Consider the following 16,137-nt stretch of genomic DNA (forward strand, 5'->3'; position numbering starts at 1 on the left):
GGCTGCGCATCTTCATCCTGGCCCACACCGATGGGTCTGCATCCCGGCACCGCGAGCTACAACCCGGCGGGGAACAGCGACTTCACCCGCAAGGCAGAAGCGCTGGCGCTGGGCATCACCAACTGGTCGACGCCGAAGGCGACGGATGGCGCGAAAGGCGGTCCGGGGCAGAATTACGGCTCGGGCGGGAGGCCGCCCCTGCCAGCGCAGGCAGCGCAATGGCCGACACCGGCCGCACAGAACTGGAAGGGCAGCAGCCCGGCCAGCGTGACCCGCGCCGATGGGAAGTCCCGGATGGATATCCTGCACTATCGGGCGGAACAGGGCTTCACCCGCCCGGACCAGGGGACCCCGCCGGATGGGCGGCAATCCTCGCTGCACGCCCCGATCTCGCGCCCGCTTTGGGCCTATCTGATTGCCTCGCATGGGCGGGCCGTCTCGCGGCGTATCCTGAGAGCCCGGGCGCGGCGGCGGCTCAATCCGCTCTTCGTCGGATGGCTGATGGGTTGGCCCATCGGGCACGCGCTCTGCGCCTGCTCGGCAACGGCGTTCATCCACTGGCAGCAGCGTATGCGTGGCGCTCTCTCGCGGCTGCCCATGGCCTCGGGCCCGTGGATCTGGCGACCGATGGACGAGCCGGAAGACCCAGCGCAAATGAACCTTTTTGAAGGATTGCAGCCATGAGCATGCAGGAACGGATTGGCCGGGCTGGCGGGACAAAGGTGAAACGCGCGCTAAGCGTGCAGGCGGCACTGGAATGGGCATTCCGGGTGGAAAAGGCACAGCTGGAACTGCCGCCGCCGGAGGATGTGGTTGAGGAGGGCTTTGGGTTTGGCCTCGAATACGTCCTGATGCAGCGTGCTGCGCTGGGCTGCAAGGTCGATGGCGGCCAGCACAAGATGGGCAGCTACACCCATGCGGATGCTGAGGTGATTGCCGCCACCGTCGCCGGAATGCCCGACAGCCTAGGCGGCATCCGCATGGCGATCCGCGTGGCAGAGCTGGCCCGCGCCGGGCTGACCCCGGACTGGATGCCCGGCGTCGTGCCGCGCTGTGTGCCGGTTGAGACGCGGCAAAACCAGCATGGCGTTCGGGCCGTGACGGAAGTTGTAGGCACCGAACGGGTGCAGACCCGGGGCAAATGGCGGACAGTGGAGGTTCTGGCCTGCCCGGTCACCTGGCGGCCGCATCCTGAGCAGATCGCCTCCGCCCGGCGCGGCTACGAGGATTGGTGGCAGGCGCTGGATTGGGTGCGTGATGGACTTGTGGCAGGCGGGATGCTGCGGGAGGTAGAGGTGACAGCGGCAATGCCGAAAGTGCGACCGTGGCACTGACGCGCGGAGCGATCTCACCGGAAACTGATCCTTGCCAAATGGCATGTAACCTATATATATTTGCCACAGGAGATTTGCCATGCAGTTTGCCACGATCGAACCCACCGCGTCCCGCCCGGACCTTCCCGCCATCACGGACGAGGAGGCGGCTGCTCTCGCGCGCACCACCGTAAACCTGTTTCGCGCCTGGCAGCTCAGCGATATCGAGGCCCGCACCCTGCTGGGCGACATGGCCCAGCGCACATGGGCGCGCTGGAAGGACGGCAGCATCGGTCGGATCGACCGCGATCTGCGGGCGCGCATGGCGATCCTGATGGGGATTCACAAGGGCCTGCGCTATCTGTTCACCGATCCCGCGCGCGGCTATGACTGGATCAGAAAACCAAACGCGGCCTTCAACGGCCAAAGCGCGCTCGACATCATGATGCGCGGCGAGATCACCGACCTGATTGACCTGCGCAGCTATCTGGACGCCGAGCGCGGGGCGTGGTGACCGCACCGGTGCGCCGCGTGATCTGGCCGCGCACAGCCCGGATCATCCGCTCGATCTATCCGCCGATTGACCTGTTCGAGGACATTGCCGACCCTGCCGATTGGGAGGCGCTGGCCTCGGCCGAAGCCAAGTTCAACCCGCGCATCCGCGACAGCATCGGCGATCTCGCAAAGGTCCCCGTGGCCCGGCGCGTCACAGGAACCGGCGCAAGCTGGGTCATGGCCCCCTTCGTGCATTGCTCGCCGCGGCGGCCGGGGCGATTCTCCGATGGAACATTTGGCCTCTACTACGCGGGCGACAGCACCGAGGTCGCGATTGCCGAAACCATCCATCACCACACCAGAACCATGCTGGCTACGGACGAAGCTCCCGGCTGGACATCGCAGTTTCGCGAGTTGATCGGGTCTGTCGATGCCGAATTTGACGATGTCACCGGGATGGCCGACCTGCTGGATCCCGACGACTACGCCGCATCGCAGCTTTTTGGCGCCCAGCGCCGCGCGGCGGGTTCTGACGGCATCACCTGGCCCAGCGTGAGGTTTGCGGGCGGCAACTGCATCGCCGCGTTCTGGCCCGACGTGGTTCCGATCCCCGCACAGGGGGCGCATTTCGCCTACCACTGGAACGGCAGCGCGGTCGATTACGTCAAGAAGCTGGATACCGGTAAGATCATGAGCGTGCGCTAAAGCGGGCGGCTATGCCACAGCGCAACTTCAAATCAGGTGGCCCAAGGTGCAGGAAATATGGGTCGCACGTCACGTTGATGGGCGCTAACCTGAAGGAAAATATTACTTGGGACGTTTATGACTGCTATCGATCGAATCCTTCAATCCTATCGCGATGCAGCCGTCACCGAGCGCGAGAAAGGCACCTACTTCGAGCGCCTCGCCTTGGCATTCTTTTTGAACGACCCAGTCCAGGCCGAAGAATACGAAGCGGTCTGGTCGTGGTCTGAATGGGCGCAGGCTAACAGCTGGGATGGCAAAGATGTCGGCATCGATTTGGTCGCCAAACTGCGCAACGAGGATGGGTTTGCAGCGATCCAGGCAAAATTCTATGCCGCCGATACCCGGATCCAGAAATCGCATATCGACAGCTTCATCTCGGCCTCCGGCAAGGAGCCGTTCCGGCGACGCGTGGTTCTGGACACGACAGAGCGCGAATGGGGCACGAACGCCGAAGAAATGATCCGGGGGCAAACAATCCCCGTTGTCCGGATCGGCCTCACCGATCTTCGGGACAGCCGGATCGACTGGACGATCTTCGAGGCACGCGGCGAAATCGTCCTCAGCGCCAAGAAGTCCCTTCTGGGCCACCAGCGTGACGCGCTGGCCGAAGTTGCGCTGGGTCTGGCCGAAGCTGATCGCGGCAAACTGATCATGGCCTGTGGCACTGGCAAGACCTTCACCTCTTTGAAAATAGCGGAATCCATCGCAGGAAAAGGCAGGCGGGTGCTGTTCATGGTGCCCTCGCTTGCACTGATGTCCCAGACTGTACGCGAATGGACCAATGACACCGAAACGCCGATCCGCGCCTTCGCTGTCTGCTCGGATGCCCACGTCGGCAAGCGTCGCAAAAGCACCGACGACATTGCCGAAATCGAGATCCATGATCTGGCGTTTCCCGCCACCACGGATCCGGCCAAGGTCGCCGAAAATGCGGGCGAGCACGATCCCGAGCGGATGACGGTCATCTTCTCGACCTATCAATCGATCGTCACCCTGACGCGCGCTCAGGAAGCTGGCCTGCCGGAATTCGACCTGATCATCTGTGATGAGGCGCACCGCACCACCGGTGCGACGCTTGGTGGCGAGGAAGAGTCGAACTTCGTCAAGATTCACAGCGACGATCACGTCAAAGGTCGCAAACGGCTCTACATGACCGCCACGCCCCGGATCTTCGGCGACAACGTCCGCAGCAAGGCGGATGAAGTTGGCGCCGAACTGGCATCGATGGACGATCCCGCCCTCTTTGGCGAAACGCTGTTTTATCGCGGGTTCGGCTGGGCGGTGCAGAACGGGTTGCTGACCGATTACAAGGTCATCGTCCTGGCGATGGACGAGGGGCTGGTCAGTGCGGCGGTGCAGAAGCGGCTTGGCGATGCGGGCAGCGAACTGGTGCTGGATGATGCGACCAAGATTATCGGTTGCTACAAAGCGTTGACCAAGGTCGACCTCAAGGCCGACGTCACCGCTGATCCTCACCCCATGCGGCGCGCACTGGCCTTTGCGAAGGACATCCGCAGCTCCAAGCTGATCCGGGACGAGTTCACCACCGTCGTGGATGAATACCTCGACCAGGACAGCTTGGTTGAGGCCCACGCGCCGTCCAGCCATCTGCAATGCGAAATCGAACATGTCGATGGCACCTTCAACGCCAAGACTCGTGGCGCTCTGCTGGATTGGCTAAGAGTCGGCGGCGGCGAGAACACTTGCCGTATTCTGACCAACGCGCGCTGCCTGTCCGAAGGCGTCGACGTGCCCGCCCTCGACGCGATCATGTTCCTGCACCCGCGCAAGAGTCAGATCGACGTGGTGCAATCGGTTGGCCGCGTCATGCGCAAGACCGACACCAAGAAGATGGGCTATGTCATCCTGCCGGTCGGCGTTCCCGCAGGGGTTCCGCCCGAACAGGCGCTGGCCGACAATGAGCGTTATCGCGTCGTCTGGCAGATTCTGAACGCGCTGCGCGCCCATGATGAACGCTTTGACAGCACCATCAACAAGATGTCGCTCGGGCAGGACATCAGCGATTCCATCGAGATCGTTGGAATAGATGCAGCATCAGAAGAGCTGAAATCTGTCACCGCAGTTGTCGACAAACTGCCCACCAAGACCAAGGCGGCAGGTTCCGGCATCGGGTCTGGCAACGGCGGCGCCGGGGATGAGGTGCTCGAAAGTGATCCGCTTCAGACCGAGATGACCTTCTCCGTCGACGAATTCTCCCGCGCCATCATGGCCAAGATCGTCAAGAAATGCGGCACCCGCGATTATTGGGAGGACTGGTCCGCCTCCATCGCCGAAATCGCCAAGAACCACATCACCCGCCTGACCGCCTTGTTGAAAGACCCGGATACAGACGCCCGCAATGCCTTCGATGCCTTCCTGGCCGAACTGCGCGACGATCTGAACGACACCATTTCCGAAGCCGACGCCATCGAGATGCTGGCCCAGCACATTATCACGCGGCCCGTGTTCGAGACCCTGTTCGAAGGTCACAAGTTCACCGCTGAAAACCCCGTGTCGCGCGCGATGCAGCGCGTACTGGATGTGCTGAACGAGGCCAACCTCGACAAGGAATCCAAGGACCTCGAAAAGTTCTACGCCAGCGTCAAGATGCGCTCGACCGGGATCACCGATCCGCAGGCCAAGCAGCGCCTGATCGTCGAGCTCTACGACAAGTTCTTCCGCAACGCCTTCCCCCGCACGACCGAGAAGCTGGGTATTGTCTATACGCCGGTCGAGATCGTCGATTTCATCCTGCACTCGGTCAACGAGATGTTGCAGGAGCATTTTGGCCAGACGCTGGGGTCCAAGGGCGTCCACATCATCGACCCCTTCACCGGCACGGGCACCTTCATCACGCGGCTGCTGCAATCCGGCCTGATTGCACCAGAGGAGCTGGAGCACAAGTTCCGCAACGAGATCCACGCCAACGAGATCGTCCTGCTGGCCTACTACATCGCCGCAATCAACATCGAGGCCGTCTATCAGGGGATCGCCGAGAGCGACGACTACGTGCCGTTCGAGGGCATCTGTCTCACCGACACCTTCCAGATGTATGAGGGCAAGGACGAGCTGGCGCTCTACATGCCCGACAATTCCGAGCGCCGCAAACGGCAGAAGGAGGTCGACATCCGGGTGATCGTTGGCAACCCGCCGTATTCGGTGGGGCAATCGACCGCGAACGATGACAATGCCAATGTTATCTATCCGGGGCTGGACGCACGGATCAGATCAACCTACGCGGCACGGTCGGCGAACACCAACATGCGGTCGCTCTACGACAGCTATATCCGAGCGATCCGCTGGGCCTCAGATCGGATTGGGGATGCTGGCGTCGTGGCCTTCGTTACGAACGCGGGATGGGTGGATGGAAACGCCGCTGATGGGATGCGCGCATGCCTGGCGGAAGAGTTCACGGACCTCTATGTTTTCCACCTACGCGGCAACCAGCGGACCAGCGGGGAAAAGTCCCGCAAGGAAGGTGGCAAGATTTTCGGTTCGGGCAGCCGCGCACCGATTGCCGTAAGCGTCTTCGTCAAGAACCCAGACGCGGTGGAACATGGTCGGATCTTCTTCCACGATATCGGCGATTATCTGGATCAGAAGCAAAAGCTCGCGATCATTCGGGATTTCGGTGCGGTTGGCGGGATTACCGATGCCGAGGCATGGGAGAGGGTTACGCCCAACGAGAATTTCGATTGGCTGGGACAGCGAGATGCCGACTTCGGAAAGTTTATCGATATATCCGAGAAGAATGGCTCCCAACCAGCCGTTTTCGAAACGCATTCTGCCGGACTAAAAACAAACCGAGATTCTTGGGTATACGGTTCATCCAAATCCGATTTGGAGAACCGAATTGAGACATCGATTTCGTTTTATAATCGTCAGGTCGACGAGCGCCGCTCCGATAGCGATCACAAGCCGGATACACGCGCTGATCGATTCAAGTGGTGCCAATCCACTCTGAGATCCTATGAGAAAGGCAGAAATCTATCTTTCAACGAGGACCGGCTTCAGCAGGCCATCTATCGACCTTATCAAAGCATATGGCTGTATAAGGACAAGGACTTGAACTGGAGCAGCTATCTTATGCCCCGGTTCTTCCCAAATCGAGAAGCCGTGAACCGCGTGATAATGATCAAGCAAAGATGGCACGGAGACGGTCAACTCGCACTAATGGTTGATCGCGTTCCCGATCTTCAAAGCGATGGCGGAACTCAGTGTGTCTCGCTCTACCTTTACGACCAGCATGACGAGGATCCCGGCGGCCTCTTTGAGGGCCAGTCCACCGGGCTCCAGCGCCGCGACGCGATCACCGATGCCGGGCTGGCGCATTTCCAAGCGGTCTATCCGGGCGAGGAGATCACCAAGGAGGACATCTTCTACTACGTCTACGGCCTGCTGCATTCAAACGACTACCGCGACCGCTACGCCGACAACCTGACCAAGGAACTGCCCCGCATTCCCTGCGTCAAAACCTACGCCGACTTCCGCACCTTCGTCGACGCCGGGCGCGCGCTGGGCGATCTCCACGTCAATTATGAGACCGTGGAGCCCTATCCAGCCACCTATAAGCAGGGCGATCCGCGCACTTGGGTGGTCAAGGACGCGCAGGCTTTCTACCGCGTGACCAAGATGAAATTCGCGGGCAAGCGCGGCGACACCGACAAGACCACGGTGATCTACAACGCCAACATCACCATGACCGACGTGCCGCTGGAGGCCTACGATTACATCGTCAACGGCAAGCCCGCGCTGGAATGGGTGATGGAGCGCCAGGTGGTCAAGACCGACAAGGCCAGCGGCATCGTCAACGACGCCAACGATTACGCCAACGAGACAATGAACAACCCAGCCTATCCGCTGGAGCTGTTCCAACGCGTCATCACGGTGAGCCTCGAGACGATGAAGATCGTCCGCGCGCTGCCAAAACTGGACCTCCCGGAATGAAAATCAAAACGCTGCTCTTCACCATCGCGCTGATCCCGTCGGGCGCGCTCGCGCAACAGGGCTTCACCTGCTCCTACGGTGACCGCGGTGCTTGCCTCGGCTATGGCGATACGGTCTGCTCCAGTTCGGGCAAATGCGTGAGTGAGAACGCTGCCTGTTTCGACAGCTACCAATGCGATTACGAAGGGTTCACCTGTAAATCCAACGTGACCGAATGCGCCGAGGCGCATGACGCGCTGCTGAGAAAGCACAACGACTTGGTCGACGATTTCAACGAGAACCTCGAAATCGCGAGGGGAATGGCGGCGCGGCTGGAGGACGTGGAAACCTGCCTGATCTACGCGAGCACGCTCGAGGATGCGAAGCTGTGCGCTCCATGACCGTCAATCCGGCACGCACACGCCCGGATTTTGGGGCGAATATTGGAGGTTGGCCGGAGCTATGCGGCCCGTTGCGGTATTTTTCAGAGAGGTTGTCCCATGGCGCTTTTTGACTGGCTGTTCGGCCGTACTCCGGAACCGTCTCAACGAAACCAGCCTCGTTCCGTCGCTACCGGACACCGAACGCCGGAAACCGTCCGTCCTCCTGCCAGACCGGCATTCGACCATGCAGACCGCGTGCCGGAGGGCAGCTTCCGCTTCGTCGCGCTGGACGTTGAAACCGCCTGCAGCGATGTTGCCAGCATCTGCCAGATCGGCCTGGCCTGTGTTGAGCCCGACAACCAGATCCAGACCTTCTCGATGCTGGTCAATCCACGCACACGGTTTGACCCGTTCAACATCCAGCTGCATGGAATCGGCCCTGATCATGTCGCGGATGCGCCTCATTTCCCCGACGCGTTGGAATCACTGCTGCAGTTGCTGACAAATCATCACCTCGTCCAACACAGCAACTTCGACAAGCGGGCTATGAATGCAGCCTGCGGTTTCTGCGGTATTGACGCCCCGGACCTGCGTTGGAGCGACAGCGTCCAGATTGCAAGGCGTGCTTGGCCAGAGTTGAAGGGGAACGGCGGACACGGGCTGGCGAACCTGAAGCGCACGCTGAACCTCCAGTTCCATCATCATGACGCTGGCGAAGACGCGCGTGCCGCGGCGATGGTCGTGCTGCACGCCGAAGCTCATCTTCGACTTCCCTTTGAGGACCTGATCAAGCCTGCTCCCAAAAAGAGTTTTCCTGCCGCAATCACCAAGGACGGCGATCCTGCCGGTGCACTGGCCGGTTCCGTGGTGGTCTTCACCGGTGCACTGGGCATGTCGCGGAATGAGGCCGCTGAACTTGCGGCCCGCGTCGGCATGACGGTGAAGGCGGGAGTGACCAAGCAGACAACGCATCTGGTCGTTGGCGATCAGGACCTGACAGTCCTTGCCGGGCACACCAAAAGTAGCAAGCACCGAAAGGCAGAGGAAATGCAGAGCGGCGGGCATCCCATCCGCATTATTGGCGAAAGCGACTTTAAGGCCCTTGTCGCCAACGCCAAGGCGAGTTGATCCCCCCTCCCAATGGTTCCTCCCCGCGCCCGAACGTATACGGGGGGGCGCAGCGCGGCATTTCGCTAGCGACTGGCTTCTTCACCGGGGAATCCACTTGGAAGCCACCTCGGTGAAAGCGCGAAATAAAATCACAATATTACAGCGCCTTACGTTGGTCCTCCCGGCTCTCAGGGTGGATTTTACTGTTTCTGTCAAGAATCCACCCCGTGAAATCCAGGGAAGCCTCCTGAACCAGAAGCCAGGCTTCGGAAGCCACCCACGGAGAAGCCTTTGAATCCACTTCCGTTTTTCAATTGACAAAGCTGCCCCCCTTGACCTACCTATTGATCATCGAAGAATAGCGCCCGGAGGAAATCCCTCTCGGGCGCTTTCGTTTTTCTCCACATCGCTGATCCCGATTCGGCCGCTGCCACACTCGGCCGCGCGCACCGGCATGTCTGCCCTGCCCAAAATGAGAGTCATCCCATGGACCTTGTCTTCGCGCCTAGCGAGATCGAGACGTGGCCGATCGACCGGCTGCGCCCCTATGCTCGCAATGCCAAGATGCACGGCGACGACCAGGTGGCCAAGATCGCGGCCAGCATGGCGAAGTTCGGCTGGACTGTGCCCTGCATGGTGGCCGACGATGGCGAGCTGATTGCCGGACATGGGCGGGTGCTGGCGGCGACAATGCTCGGGCTGACCGACGTGCCGGTGATCCGGCTCGGCCACCTGGATGAAGCCGAGCGGCGGGCCTACCGCATCGCCGACAACAAGCTTACCGAGCTCGGGGAATGGGACGAGGCGATACTGCGCGACGAGATCGCAGGGCTGCTGGCCGAAGATTTCGACCTGTCGCTGCTCGGGATCACCGACGAGGACCTGGATGCCCTGCTGCGGGATCCGGACGCGCTGGGCGACGACGGGCCCATTGAGGGCGAGGATGACATTCCGGAACCGCCGGTCACGCCGGTGTCGGTCGCGGGCGACCTCTGGCAGCTTGGTTCGCATCGGTTGATCTGCGACGACAGCACGTCCGCCGATGTGGTCGGACGGCTGCTGGGCTATGTGACGCCGCTGCTGATGGTGACGGACCCGCCCTATGGCGTGGAATATGACCCGTCCTGGCGCAACCAGACGGGAGCCGCCAAGACCAAACGCACCGGCAAGGTGCTGAACGATGATCGTGCCGACTGGCGCGAGGCTTGGGCGCTGTTCCCCGGCGACGTCGCCTATGTCTGGCATGGCGCGCTGCACGCGGCGACCGTCGCCGAGAGCCTCGTCGCAGCGGGTTTTGCGGTGCGGTCGCAGATCATCTGGGCCAAGGACCGGCTTGTCCTCAGCCGGGGCGACTATCACTGGCAGCATGAACCCTGCTGGTATGCTGTGAAGAAGACCGGCAAGGGGCACTGGGCGGGCGACCGCAAGCAGACCACGCTCTGGCATATCTCGGGCAAGGATCAGGATGCCGCCACTGTGCACGGCACCCAGAAGCCGGTGGAATGTATGCGCCGCCCGATCCTGAACAATTCCAGTCCCGGACAAGCGGTCTTTGAACCCTTCATGGGATCAGGCACCACGCTGATCGCGGCCGAAACCACTGGGCGTGTCTGTCTCGGGATTGAATTGAACCCGATTTACGTCGATGTGGCCATCGAGCGCTGGCAGCAATTCACTGGCGCCGACGCTGTGCTGGCCGAGACAGGCGAGACCTTCGCCGAACTGAAGGCCAAGAGGCTCGCGGCATGAACGCTCCAATCCTGCCGGGGCAGATTGAACACTGGCCCATCGCCCGGCTGAAACCATACGTCCGCAACGCCAAAACCCACGAGGCCGACCAGGTCGGCAAGATCGCTGCCAGCATGGCCGAGTTCGGATGGACGGTCCCGGTGCTGGTCGCCGCCGACGGCGAGTTGATCGCCGGGCACGGTCGTGTCCTGGCTGCCACCCAGCTCGGACTTCCCGAGGCCCCCGTCATCGTGCTGGGTCATCTGACCGAGGCCCAACGCCGGGCTTATCGCATCGCCGACAACAAGCTCACCGAGCTGAGTGGCTGGGACGAGGCGCTGCTCATGCAGGAATTGCAGACGCTGCTGGCGGAGGATTTCGACCTCGGGCTGATCGGCATTCCCGAGGATGAACTGGACGCATTGCTGACCGATGCCGAAGAGCGACCGGCGATTTCCGACGATACCGCCGACGTGGTCCCCGAACCGCCAGCCGAACCGATCACACGGCACGGCGATATCTGGGCGCTGGGCAAACACCGGCTGTGCTGCGGCGATGCCACCGATCCTGCCGCCGTGGCCAGGCTGATGCGGGGCGAACAAGCGACACTGATGTTCACCTCGCCACCCTATGCCCAGCAGCGCGACTATGGCGCGGCCAGGGAAAAACTCGGCGACTGGGATGTGCTGATGCAGGGCGTCTTCACAGCGGCCCCGGTCGCGGGCGAAGCGCAGCTGCTGGTCAATCTCGGCCTCGTTCATCGAGACGGTGAATGGCTGCCCTATTGGGAGGGATGGGTTGAATGGATGCGCGCCTCTGGCTGGCGACGGTTTGGCTGGTATGTCTGGGATCAGGGCCCTGGTCTGCCGGGCGACTGGAATGGCCGACTGGCCCCGTCGCACGAGTTCATTTTCCATTTCAACCGCGCGCCCCGCAAACCGCACAAGACAGTTCCATCAAAGCACGCGGGCACAACCCTCGGCGGCGGTGGGCTGCGCGGGGCCGACGGCACCGTTCACGCCAAGACCGGCACCGGCAACGCGATCCAGAGCCACCGCATTCCCGATTCCGTATTCCGCATCATGCGCCACAAGGGCGGGCTTGGGGCGGCCGGATCGCACCCGGCGGTGTTCCCTGTGGCGCTGGTCGAAGCAGTGCTGACCGCTTTCAGCGATCCGGGCGACCTGATCTATGAACCCTTCTGCGGCTCCGGCACCCAGTTGATCGCTGCCGAACGCGCTGGGCGGCGGTGTTTCGCGATGGAGCTGGACCCGGTCTATTGCGACGTTGCGGTGCGGCGGTGGGAGATGGCGACGGGGCGGACGGCTGAATTAGCGCTTAGCTGACGATAAATAAAAGGGAAAAATCATTCGGCTTTACGAGCTTTCGCACCTGGCCCGGATAACAGTTTCCCATCCCCGAACTGACCCGATTAGTTTCACGAGCCTGTGCGTTGCTTAACAGATAAAAGGTCGGCGTGATCGTCCTGAGATCAAGTTCGACGAACAGGAAAAAATCTGCGTCGCCTTTCGTGCCAAGATCAACAGGCCACCTGCTAATCTCGGTCGGTCGCTCCCGAAATTGACGAGTCTTTACCTCGATGGATTTCGGCTGGCCGTTAATAATTGTAATAAGATCATGCCCCGGAGCGCCCTCAGGGCTAACGTAAGCAGCCAGCCCAAGTGTGTTCAGCTTGGCGAGGGCGAGCAATTCGCCCAAACTCCCGGATTGTTGGTGTGATAATTTCTGCAAACCAATACAAGCTCCATCGGATGCAACTGTAATCGTCGCCTTGGTCGCGTTGCAACAGCTGCCGCACGTTGCTGGGATCAGGAGCAGACGTCATCGTTACCCAGCCGGTACACCGTTCCCCTTCCATCGATCTTCTCTGACGTGACATGCAGGCCCAGCTTCTTCTTCAGCGCCCCCGAAATCATGCCCCTCGCGCTGTGAGCTTGCCAACCGGTTGCCGCGACAATCTCGGCGATAGTAGCACCCTCGGGACGCTGCAGAAGGGTAATGATCTGCGCCTGCTTGGTTCCGGTGCGCGGTGTCGGCGGTTTGGGCGCGGGCGGTTGGGCGGCATTCGTGCGGATCGCGGCTACGGTCTTGACCACCACCGGCTCGATCCCGATGGCGAGCAACCCTGCGTCGGTGACCACCAGCGTGGTGCCGTGGCCGTCACCAGTCTCACGCCAGAGCGGTTCGCCCTTGCGGATGTTGCCGTCGACCTCCTCGAGCCAGCCGCGCCCGATCATCATGGTGACGACCTTTTTCGCGGCAGCGCCATGCAGGCCCTTGGGCAGCGGCATGGCGATGTTGTCGCGACGCTGGGCCCCGGCGCTGAGAATGATGGTTTGCGTGTCGGTGAGTTTGTGCATGTGATCCTCCGGTTTCCGAGGGCCAGCGCCGTTGCCAGCCCCTCTACCGGGTAAAGCCCGCCGCATGGACGGGCCGCGCCATCGCCCGCGCTCGCGTTATTCGGCGTGCTCCCCCTCCCTGAAGGCGCTGTCGGTGATGCGCTTGAGGAGGCGCGCGTAATGCTCGAGGGTGCCGACGTCGCCCCAGTTGATCTCGTCGGGGTGAGTCTCGAAATGATCGGCGCTCAGGGTTTGCAGGCGGGCGAGCATCGCGTCGATTTCGGCCTTCTTGCCGATGAACGCGTTCAGCGCGGCTTCGCGGTTGTGGCGGACCTTCTCGGCGCGCAACTGGTGACGTGGCGTGGTGATCGGGTTCAGGCGTGTCATGGTTTGGCCTCCGGAGGGGATGAGCTGCATCGTTTTCGTGCAATCAGAATCGCTCGCACTCGAAGTGTAATCAACTGAATACCAAGCAATATCATTGCTTTAATCGAGGGCAGACAGCGCCATGGAGGGGATGAGCGAGCGCGAGTATTCGGTTTATTCCGGCCTGTCGCGCGGGGCGATCCAGAAGGCCAGGAAAGCCGGGCGGCTGGTCGTGTATGGCGACGGGTCGATCAACGCCGCTGCCTCGGACGTGCGGCGGGCGGAAATGACCGATCCCGATCAGCAGCGGCGCAGCACCGGCGGCGACAGCGGCTTCTCGGGGCCAGCTGACAGTTCATCGTATCTGAAAGCCCGCACGGCGCTGACCGTCTACCAGGCGCAGGAACGTCAGCTCGCGATCCAGAAGAAGAAGGGCACGCTGGTTGATCGCGCCCGGGCGGAAACGCTGGTGTTTCGCCTCGCGCGGCAGGAACGCGACGTCTGGGTGACCTGGCCCAGCAGAGTGGCCGCGCTGATGGCAGCCGACGTGGCCGCGGAGGTGGAAAAACAATCCGGCGAGCCGGTGATCATCGAGGCCGCGATCCTGCAGAGGGTGCTGGAAACCCATGTCAGAGCGCAACTCGACGCCCTCGCCGATCTCCGGGTCAGCCTCGGATAACGGCGACGACAGGACCGACACCGATCCGACCGAAGATCAGCTGACGGACGGGCTCGACCTCGGCTTTGACGGTGCCGAAGATATCCTGAGGTCCTGGCGGCGCGGGATGCGGCCCGATCCGGATCTGACGGTGTCGGAATGGGCGGATGACCATCGCTGGCTGTCCTCGCGGGCATCCGCGGAACCGGGGCGGTATCGCACCGCGCGCACACCATACCTGCGCGAGATCATGGATGCCCTGTCGCCCCGCCACCCGGCGCAGCGCATCAGCTTCATGAAAGCGGCACAGGTCGGGGCAACCGAGGCTGGCAACAACTGGATCGGCTTCGTGATCCACCATGCGCCGGGGCCAATGCTGGCGGTGCTGCCGACGGTGGAGATGGCGAAACGCAGCTCGCGCGGGCGGCTCGATCCGCTGATCGAGGACAGCCCGGCGCTGAAGGAGCGCGTGCAGCCCGCCCGCTCGCGCGACGCGGGCAACTCGATGCTGTCCAAGGAATTTCCCGGCGGTATCCTGGTGCTGACCGGGGCCAACTCCGCCACCGGCCTGCGCTCGATGCCCGCGCGCTACATCTTTCTCGACGAGGTCGACGCCTATCCGGCCTCGGCCGACGAGGAAGGCGACCCGGTCACGCTGGCCGAAGCACGCACGACCACCTTCTCGCACCGGCGCAAGGTGTTCATGGTGTCGACCCCGACGATCCGGGGATTGTCGCGGATTGAACGCGAATACGAGGCGTCCGACCAGCGGCGCTTCTTCGTGCCGTGCCCGCATTGCGGGGCGATGCAATGGCTGCAGTTCGAGCGGTTGCGCTGGGACAAGGGCCGCCCCGACAGCGCGGCCTATCACTGCGAGGGCTGCGAGCAGCCAATTGCCGAGCATCACAAGACGCAGATGCTGGAGGGCGGCGAATGGCGGCCAACGGCTGTGGCGGGCGATCCGCATTCCATCGGCTTTCACCTCTCGGCGCTTTATTCGCCGCTGGGCTGGAAAAGCTGGGCGCAGATCGCACAGGACTGGCTGACAGCGCAGGGCTCGGAAGAAACGTTGCGCGCCGCGCGCAACACGCTGCTGGGCGAGACATGGGTCGAGTCGGGCGATGCGCCGGAATGGCAGCGGCTGGCGGACCGCCGCGAAGCCTTCGGGACGCAGATCCCCGAGGGCGGTCTCTTCCTGACGGCGGGCGTCGATGTGCAGAAGGACCGCATCGAGGTCGATGTCTGGGCCTGGGGTCGCGGGCTGGAAAGCTGGCTGATCGATCACATCGTCATTCCGGGTGGTCCAGATGATCCGCAATGCTGGGACAAGCTGACGGCTTTGCTGGGCCGAACATGGGCCCATTCAAACGGCGCGGTAATGCCCGTTGCCAAGCTGGCAATCGACACCGGCTATGAAGCGGCGGCGGTCTACGCATGGGCGCGGGCGCAGGGTTTTGAGCAGGTTTCTCCCATCAAGGGGCTGGAAGGCTTCAACCGCGCCACGCCAGTATCGGGCCCAACCTTTGTCGACGCCACCATCGGCGGCAGGCGTCTGCGGCGTGGCGCGCGGCTGTGGTCGATTGCCACCGCCACCTTCAAGACCGAGACCTATCGCTTCCTGCGTTTGGAGCGACCTTCGGATGAAGACCGGGCGCTGGACCTGCCCGACGCACCGGGCACCGTGCACCTGCCCGACTGGATCGACACCGAATGGCTGAAGCAGCTGGTGGCCGAGCAACTGGTCACCGTGCGCAACAAGCGCGGCTATGCCCACCCCGAATGGCAGAAGATGCGCGAGAGAAACGAGGCGCTGGATTGCCGGGTCTATGCAAGGGCGGCCGCGTGGATCCTTGGCGCGGATCGCTGGGACGAGGCCACATGGCGGCGGCTTGAAGAACAGGCCGGGGTGGAAACGCGCCCGCCGCTCGCCCCGGCTGCCGTCGATAGTGCGGCCCCGGAACCTGACGCACCCCAACCCGCCAGGGCCGGAACACCAACCACCCCGCGCCGCAAGCGCCGGGCCTACACACCCAACTTCATGAGGGACTGAG

14 protein-coding genes are annotated in these 16,137 nt (G+C 62.4%); 11 read left to right on the forward strand and 3 right to left on the reverse strand.

Annotated features, from left to right (window positions below; all coding sequences use genetic code 11):
* Positions 1-30 precede the first annotated feature (30 nt).
* The 9 genes from K1T73_RS17965 to K1T73_RS17640 all read left to right on the forward strand — a co-directional run bounded on the left by K1T73_RS17965 (position 31) and on the right by K1T73_RS17640 (position 12,048).
* Positions 31-684, forward strand: a complete 654-nt coding sequence (locus tag K1T73_RS17965; RefSeq protein WP_259400357.1) for a DNA methyltransferase — start codon at positions 31-33, stop codon at positions 682-684.
* Positions 681-1,334 (forward strand): hypothetical protein, encoded by a 654-nt coding sequence (locus K1T73_RS17605; protein WP_220601948.1) that lies wholly within the window; start codon positions 681-683, stop codon positions 1,332-1,334. The genes K1T73_RS17965 and K1T73_RS17605 overlap by 4 nt, the downstream gene beginning before the upstream one ends.
* Positions 1,335-1,413: 79 nt before the next feature.
* A complete protein-coding gene (locus K1T73_RS17610; protein WP_220601949.1) occupies positions 1,414-1,827 on the forward strand; it encodes an MbcA/ParS/Xre antitoxin family protein in 414 nt (137 codons plus the stop codon).
* A complete protein-coding gene (locus K1T73_RS17615) occupies positions 1,824-2,513 on the forward strand; it encodes an RES family NAD+ phosphorylase (RefSeq protein ID WP_220601950.1) in 690 nt (229 codons plus the stop codon). The genes K1T73_RS17610 and K1T73_RS17615 overlap by 4 nt, the downstream gene beginning before the upstream one ends.
* Before the next feature lie 117 nt (positions 2,514-2,630).
* On the forward strand, positions 2,631-7,502 hold the full coding sequence (locus K1T73_RS17620) for a type ISP restriction/modification enzyme (protein WP_220601951.1): 4,872 nt from the start codon (positions 2,631-2,633) through the stop codon (positions 7,500-7,502).
* Positions 7,499-7,882 carry a hypothetical protein gene (locus tag K1T73_RS17625; protein ID WP_220601952.1) on the forward strand — a complete coding sequence of 128 codons (384 nt, stop codon included), beginning with the start codon at positions 7,499-7,501 and terminating at the stop codon, positions 7,880-7,882. The genes K1T73_RS17620 and K1T73_RS17625 overlap by 4 nt, the downstream gene beginning before the upstream one ends.
* Before the next feature lie 99 nt (positions 7,883-7,981).
* Entirely contained in the window at positions 7,982-8,992 is a 1,011-nt protein-coding gene (locus tag K1T73_RS17630) for an exonuclease domain-containing protein (RefSeq protein WP_220601953.1), read from the forward strand.
* A gap of 468 nt (positions 8,993-9,460) precedes the next feature.
* On the forward strand, positions 9,461-10,723 hold the full coding sequence (locus K1T73_RS17635; RefSeq protein WP_220601954.1) for a site-specific DNA-methyltransferase: 1,263 nt from the start codon (positions 9,461-9,463) through the stop codon (positions 10,721-10,723).
* Positions 10,720-12,048: a site-specific DNA-methyltransferase gene (locus K1T73_RS17640; RefSeq protein ID WP_220601955.1), complete on the forward strand. Its 1,329-nt coding sequence runs from the start codon at positions 10,720-10,722 to the stop codon at positions 12,046-12,048. Before K1T73_RS17635 ends, K1T73_RS17640 begins: the two co-directional genes overlap by 4 nt.
* Here the strand turns inward: K1T73_RS17640 and K1T73_RS17645 are convergent.
* The 3 genes from K1T73_RS17645 to K1T73_RS17655 all read right to left on the reverse strand — a co-directional run bounded on the left by K1T73_RS17645 (position 12,041) and on the right by K1T73_RS17655 (position 13,449).
* Positions 12,041-12,421, reverse strand: a complete 381-nt coding sequence (locus K1T73_RS17645; RefSeq protein WP_220601956.1) for a hypothetical protein — start codon at positions 12,419-12,421, stop codon at positions 12,041-12,043. The two genes, K1T73_RS17640 and K1T73_RS17645, sit on opposite strands and share 8 nt — an antisense overlap.
* Positions 12,422-12,531: 110 nt before the next feature.
* Entirely contained in the window at positions 12,532-13,083 is a 552-nt protein-coding gene (locus K1T73_RS17650; RefSeq protein WP_220601957.1) for a DUF3489 domain-containing protein, read from the reverse strand.
* A gap of 96 nt (positions 13,084-13,179) precedes the next feature.
* Complete coding sequence (locus tag K1T73_RS17655) at positions 13,180-13,449, reverse strand: hypothetical protein (protein WP_220601958.1); 270 nt, start codon at positions 13,447-13,449, stop codon at positions 13,180-13,182.
* A gap of 121 nt (positions 13,450-13,570) precedes the next feature.
* Here K1T73_RS17655 and K1T73_RS17660 point away from each other — a divergent pair, with 121 nt between their 5' ends.
* Entirely contained in the window at positions 13,571-14,107 is a 537-nt protein-coding gene (locus K1T73_RS17660) for a hypothetical protein (RefSeq protein ID WP_220601959.1), read from the forward strand.
* Positions 14,055-16,136, forward strand: a complete 2,082-nt coding sequence (locus tag K1T73_RS17665; protein WP_220601960.1) for a phage terminase large subunit family protein — start codon at positions 14,055-14,057, stop codon at positions 16,134-16,136. Before K1T73_RS17660 ends, K1T73_RS17665 begins: the two co-directional genes overlap by 53 nt.
* Position 16,137 lies beyond the last annotated feature (1 nt).

Source organism: Roseovarius sp. SCSIO 43702, assembly GCF_019599045.1.
Taxonomy (GTDB): domain Bacteria; phylum Pseudomonadota; class Alphaproteobacteria; order Rhodobacterales; family Rhodobacteraceae; genus Roseovarius.

Excerpts from the sequence above, each read along its gene's own strand:
- K1T73_RS17625 (WP_220601952.1), top strand. The coding sequence starts at position 7,499 with ATGAAAATCAAAACGCTGCTCTTCACCATCGCGCTGATCCCGTCGGGC.
- K1T73_RS17965 (WP_259400357.1), top strand. The coding sequence starts at position 31 with ATGGGTCTGCATCCCGGCACCGCGAGCTACAACCCGGCGGGGAACAGC.
- K1T73_RS17655 (WP_220601958.1), bottom strand. The coding sequence starts at position 13,449 with ATGACACGCCTGAACCCGATCACCACGCCACGTCACCAGTTGCGCGCC.
- K1T73_RS17640 (WP_220601955.1), top strand. The coding sequence starts at position 10,720 with ATGAACGCTCCAATCCTGCCGGGGCAGATTGAACACTGGCCCATCGCC.
- K1T73_RS17620 (WP_220601951.1), top strand. The coding sequence starts at position 2,631 with ATGACTGCTATCGATCGAATCCTTCAATCCTATCGCGATGCAGCCGTC.
- K1T73_RS17610 (WP_220601949.1), top strand. The coding sequence starts at position 1,414 with ATGCAGTTTGCCACGATCGAACCCACCGCGTCCCGCCCGGACCTTCCC.
- K1T73_RS17635 (WP_220601954.1), top strand. The coding sequence starts at position 9,461 with ATGGACCTTGTCTTCGCGCCTAGCGAGATCGAGACGTGGCCGATCGAC.
- K1T73_RS17660 (WP_220601959.1), top strand. The coding sequence starts at position 13,571 with ATGGAGGGGATGAGCGAGCGCGAGTATTCGGTTTATTCCGGCCTGTCG.
- K1T73_RS17650 (WP_220601957.1), bottom strand. The coding sequence starts at position 13,083 with ATGCACAAACTCACCGACACGCAAACCATCATTCTCAGCGCCGGGGCC.
- K1T73_RS17665 (WP_220601960.1), top strand. The coding sequence starts at position 14,055 with ATGTCAGAGCGCAACTCGACGCCCTCGCCGATCTCCGGGTCAGCCTCG.
- K1T73_RS17630 (WP_220601953.1), top strand. The coding sequence starts at position 7,982 with ATGGCGCTTTTTGACTGGCTGTTCGGCCGTACTCCGGAACCGTCTCAA.
- K1T73_RS17605 (WP_220601948.1), top strand. The coding sequence starts at position 681 with ATGAGCATGCAGGAACGGATTGGCCGGGCTGGCGGGACAAAGGTGAAA.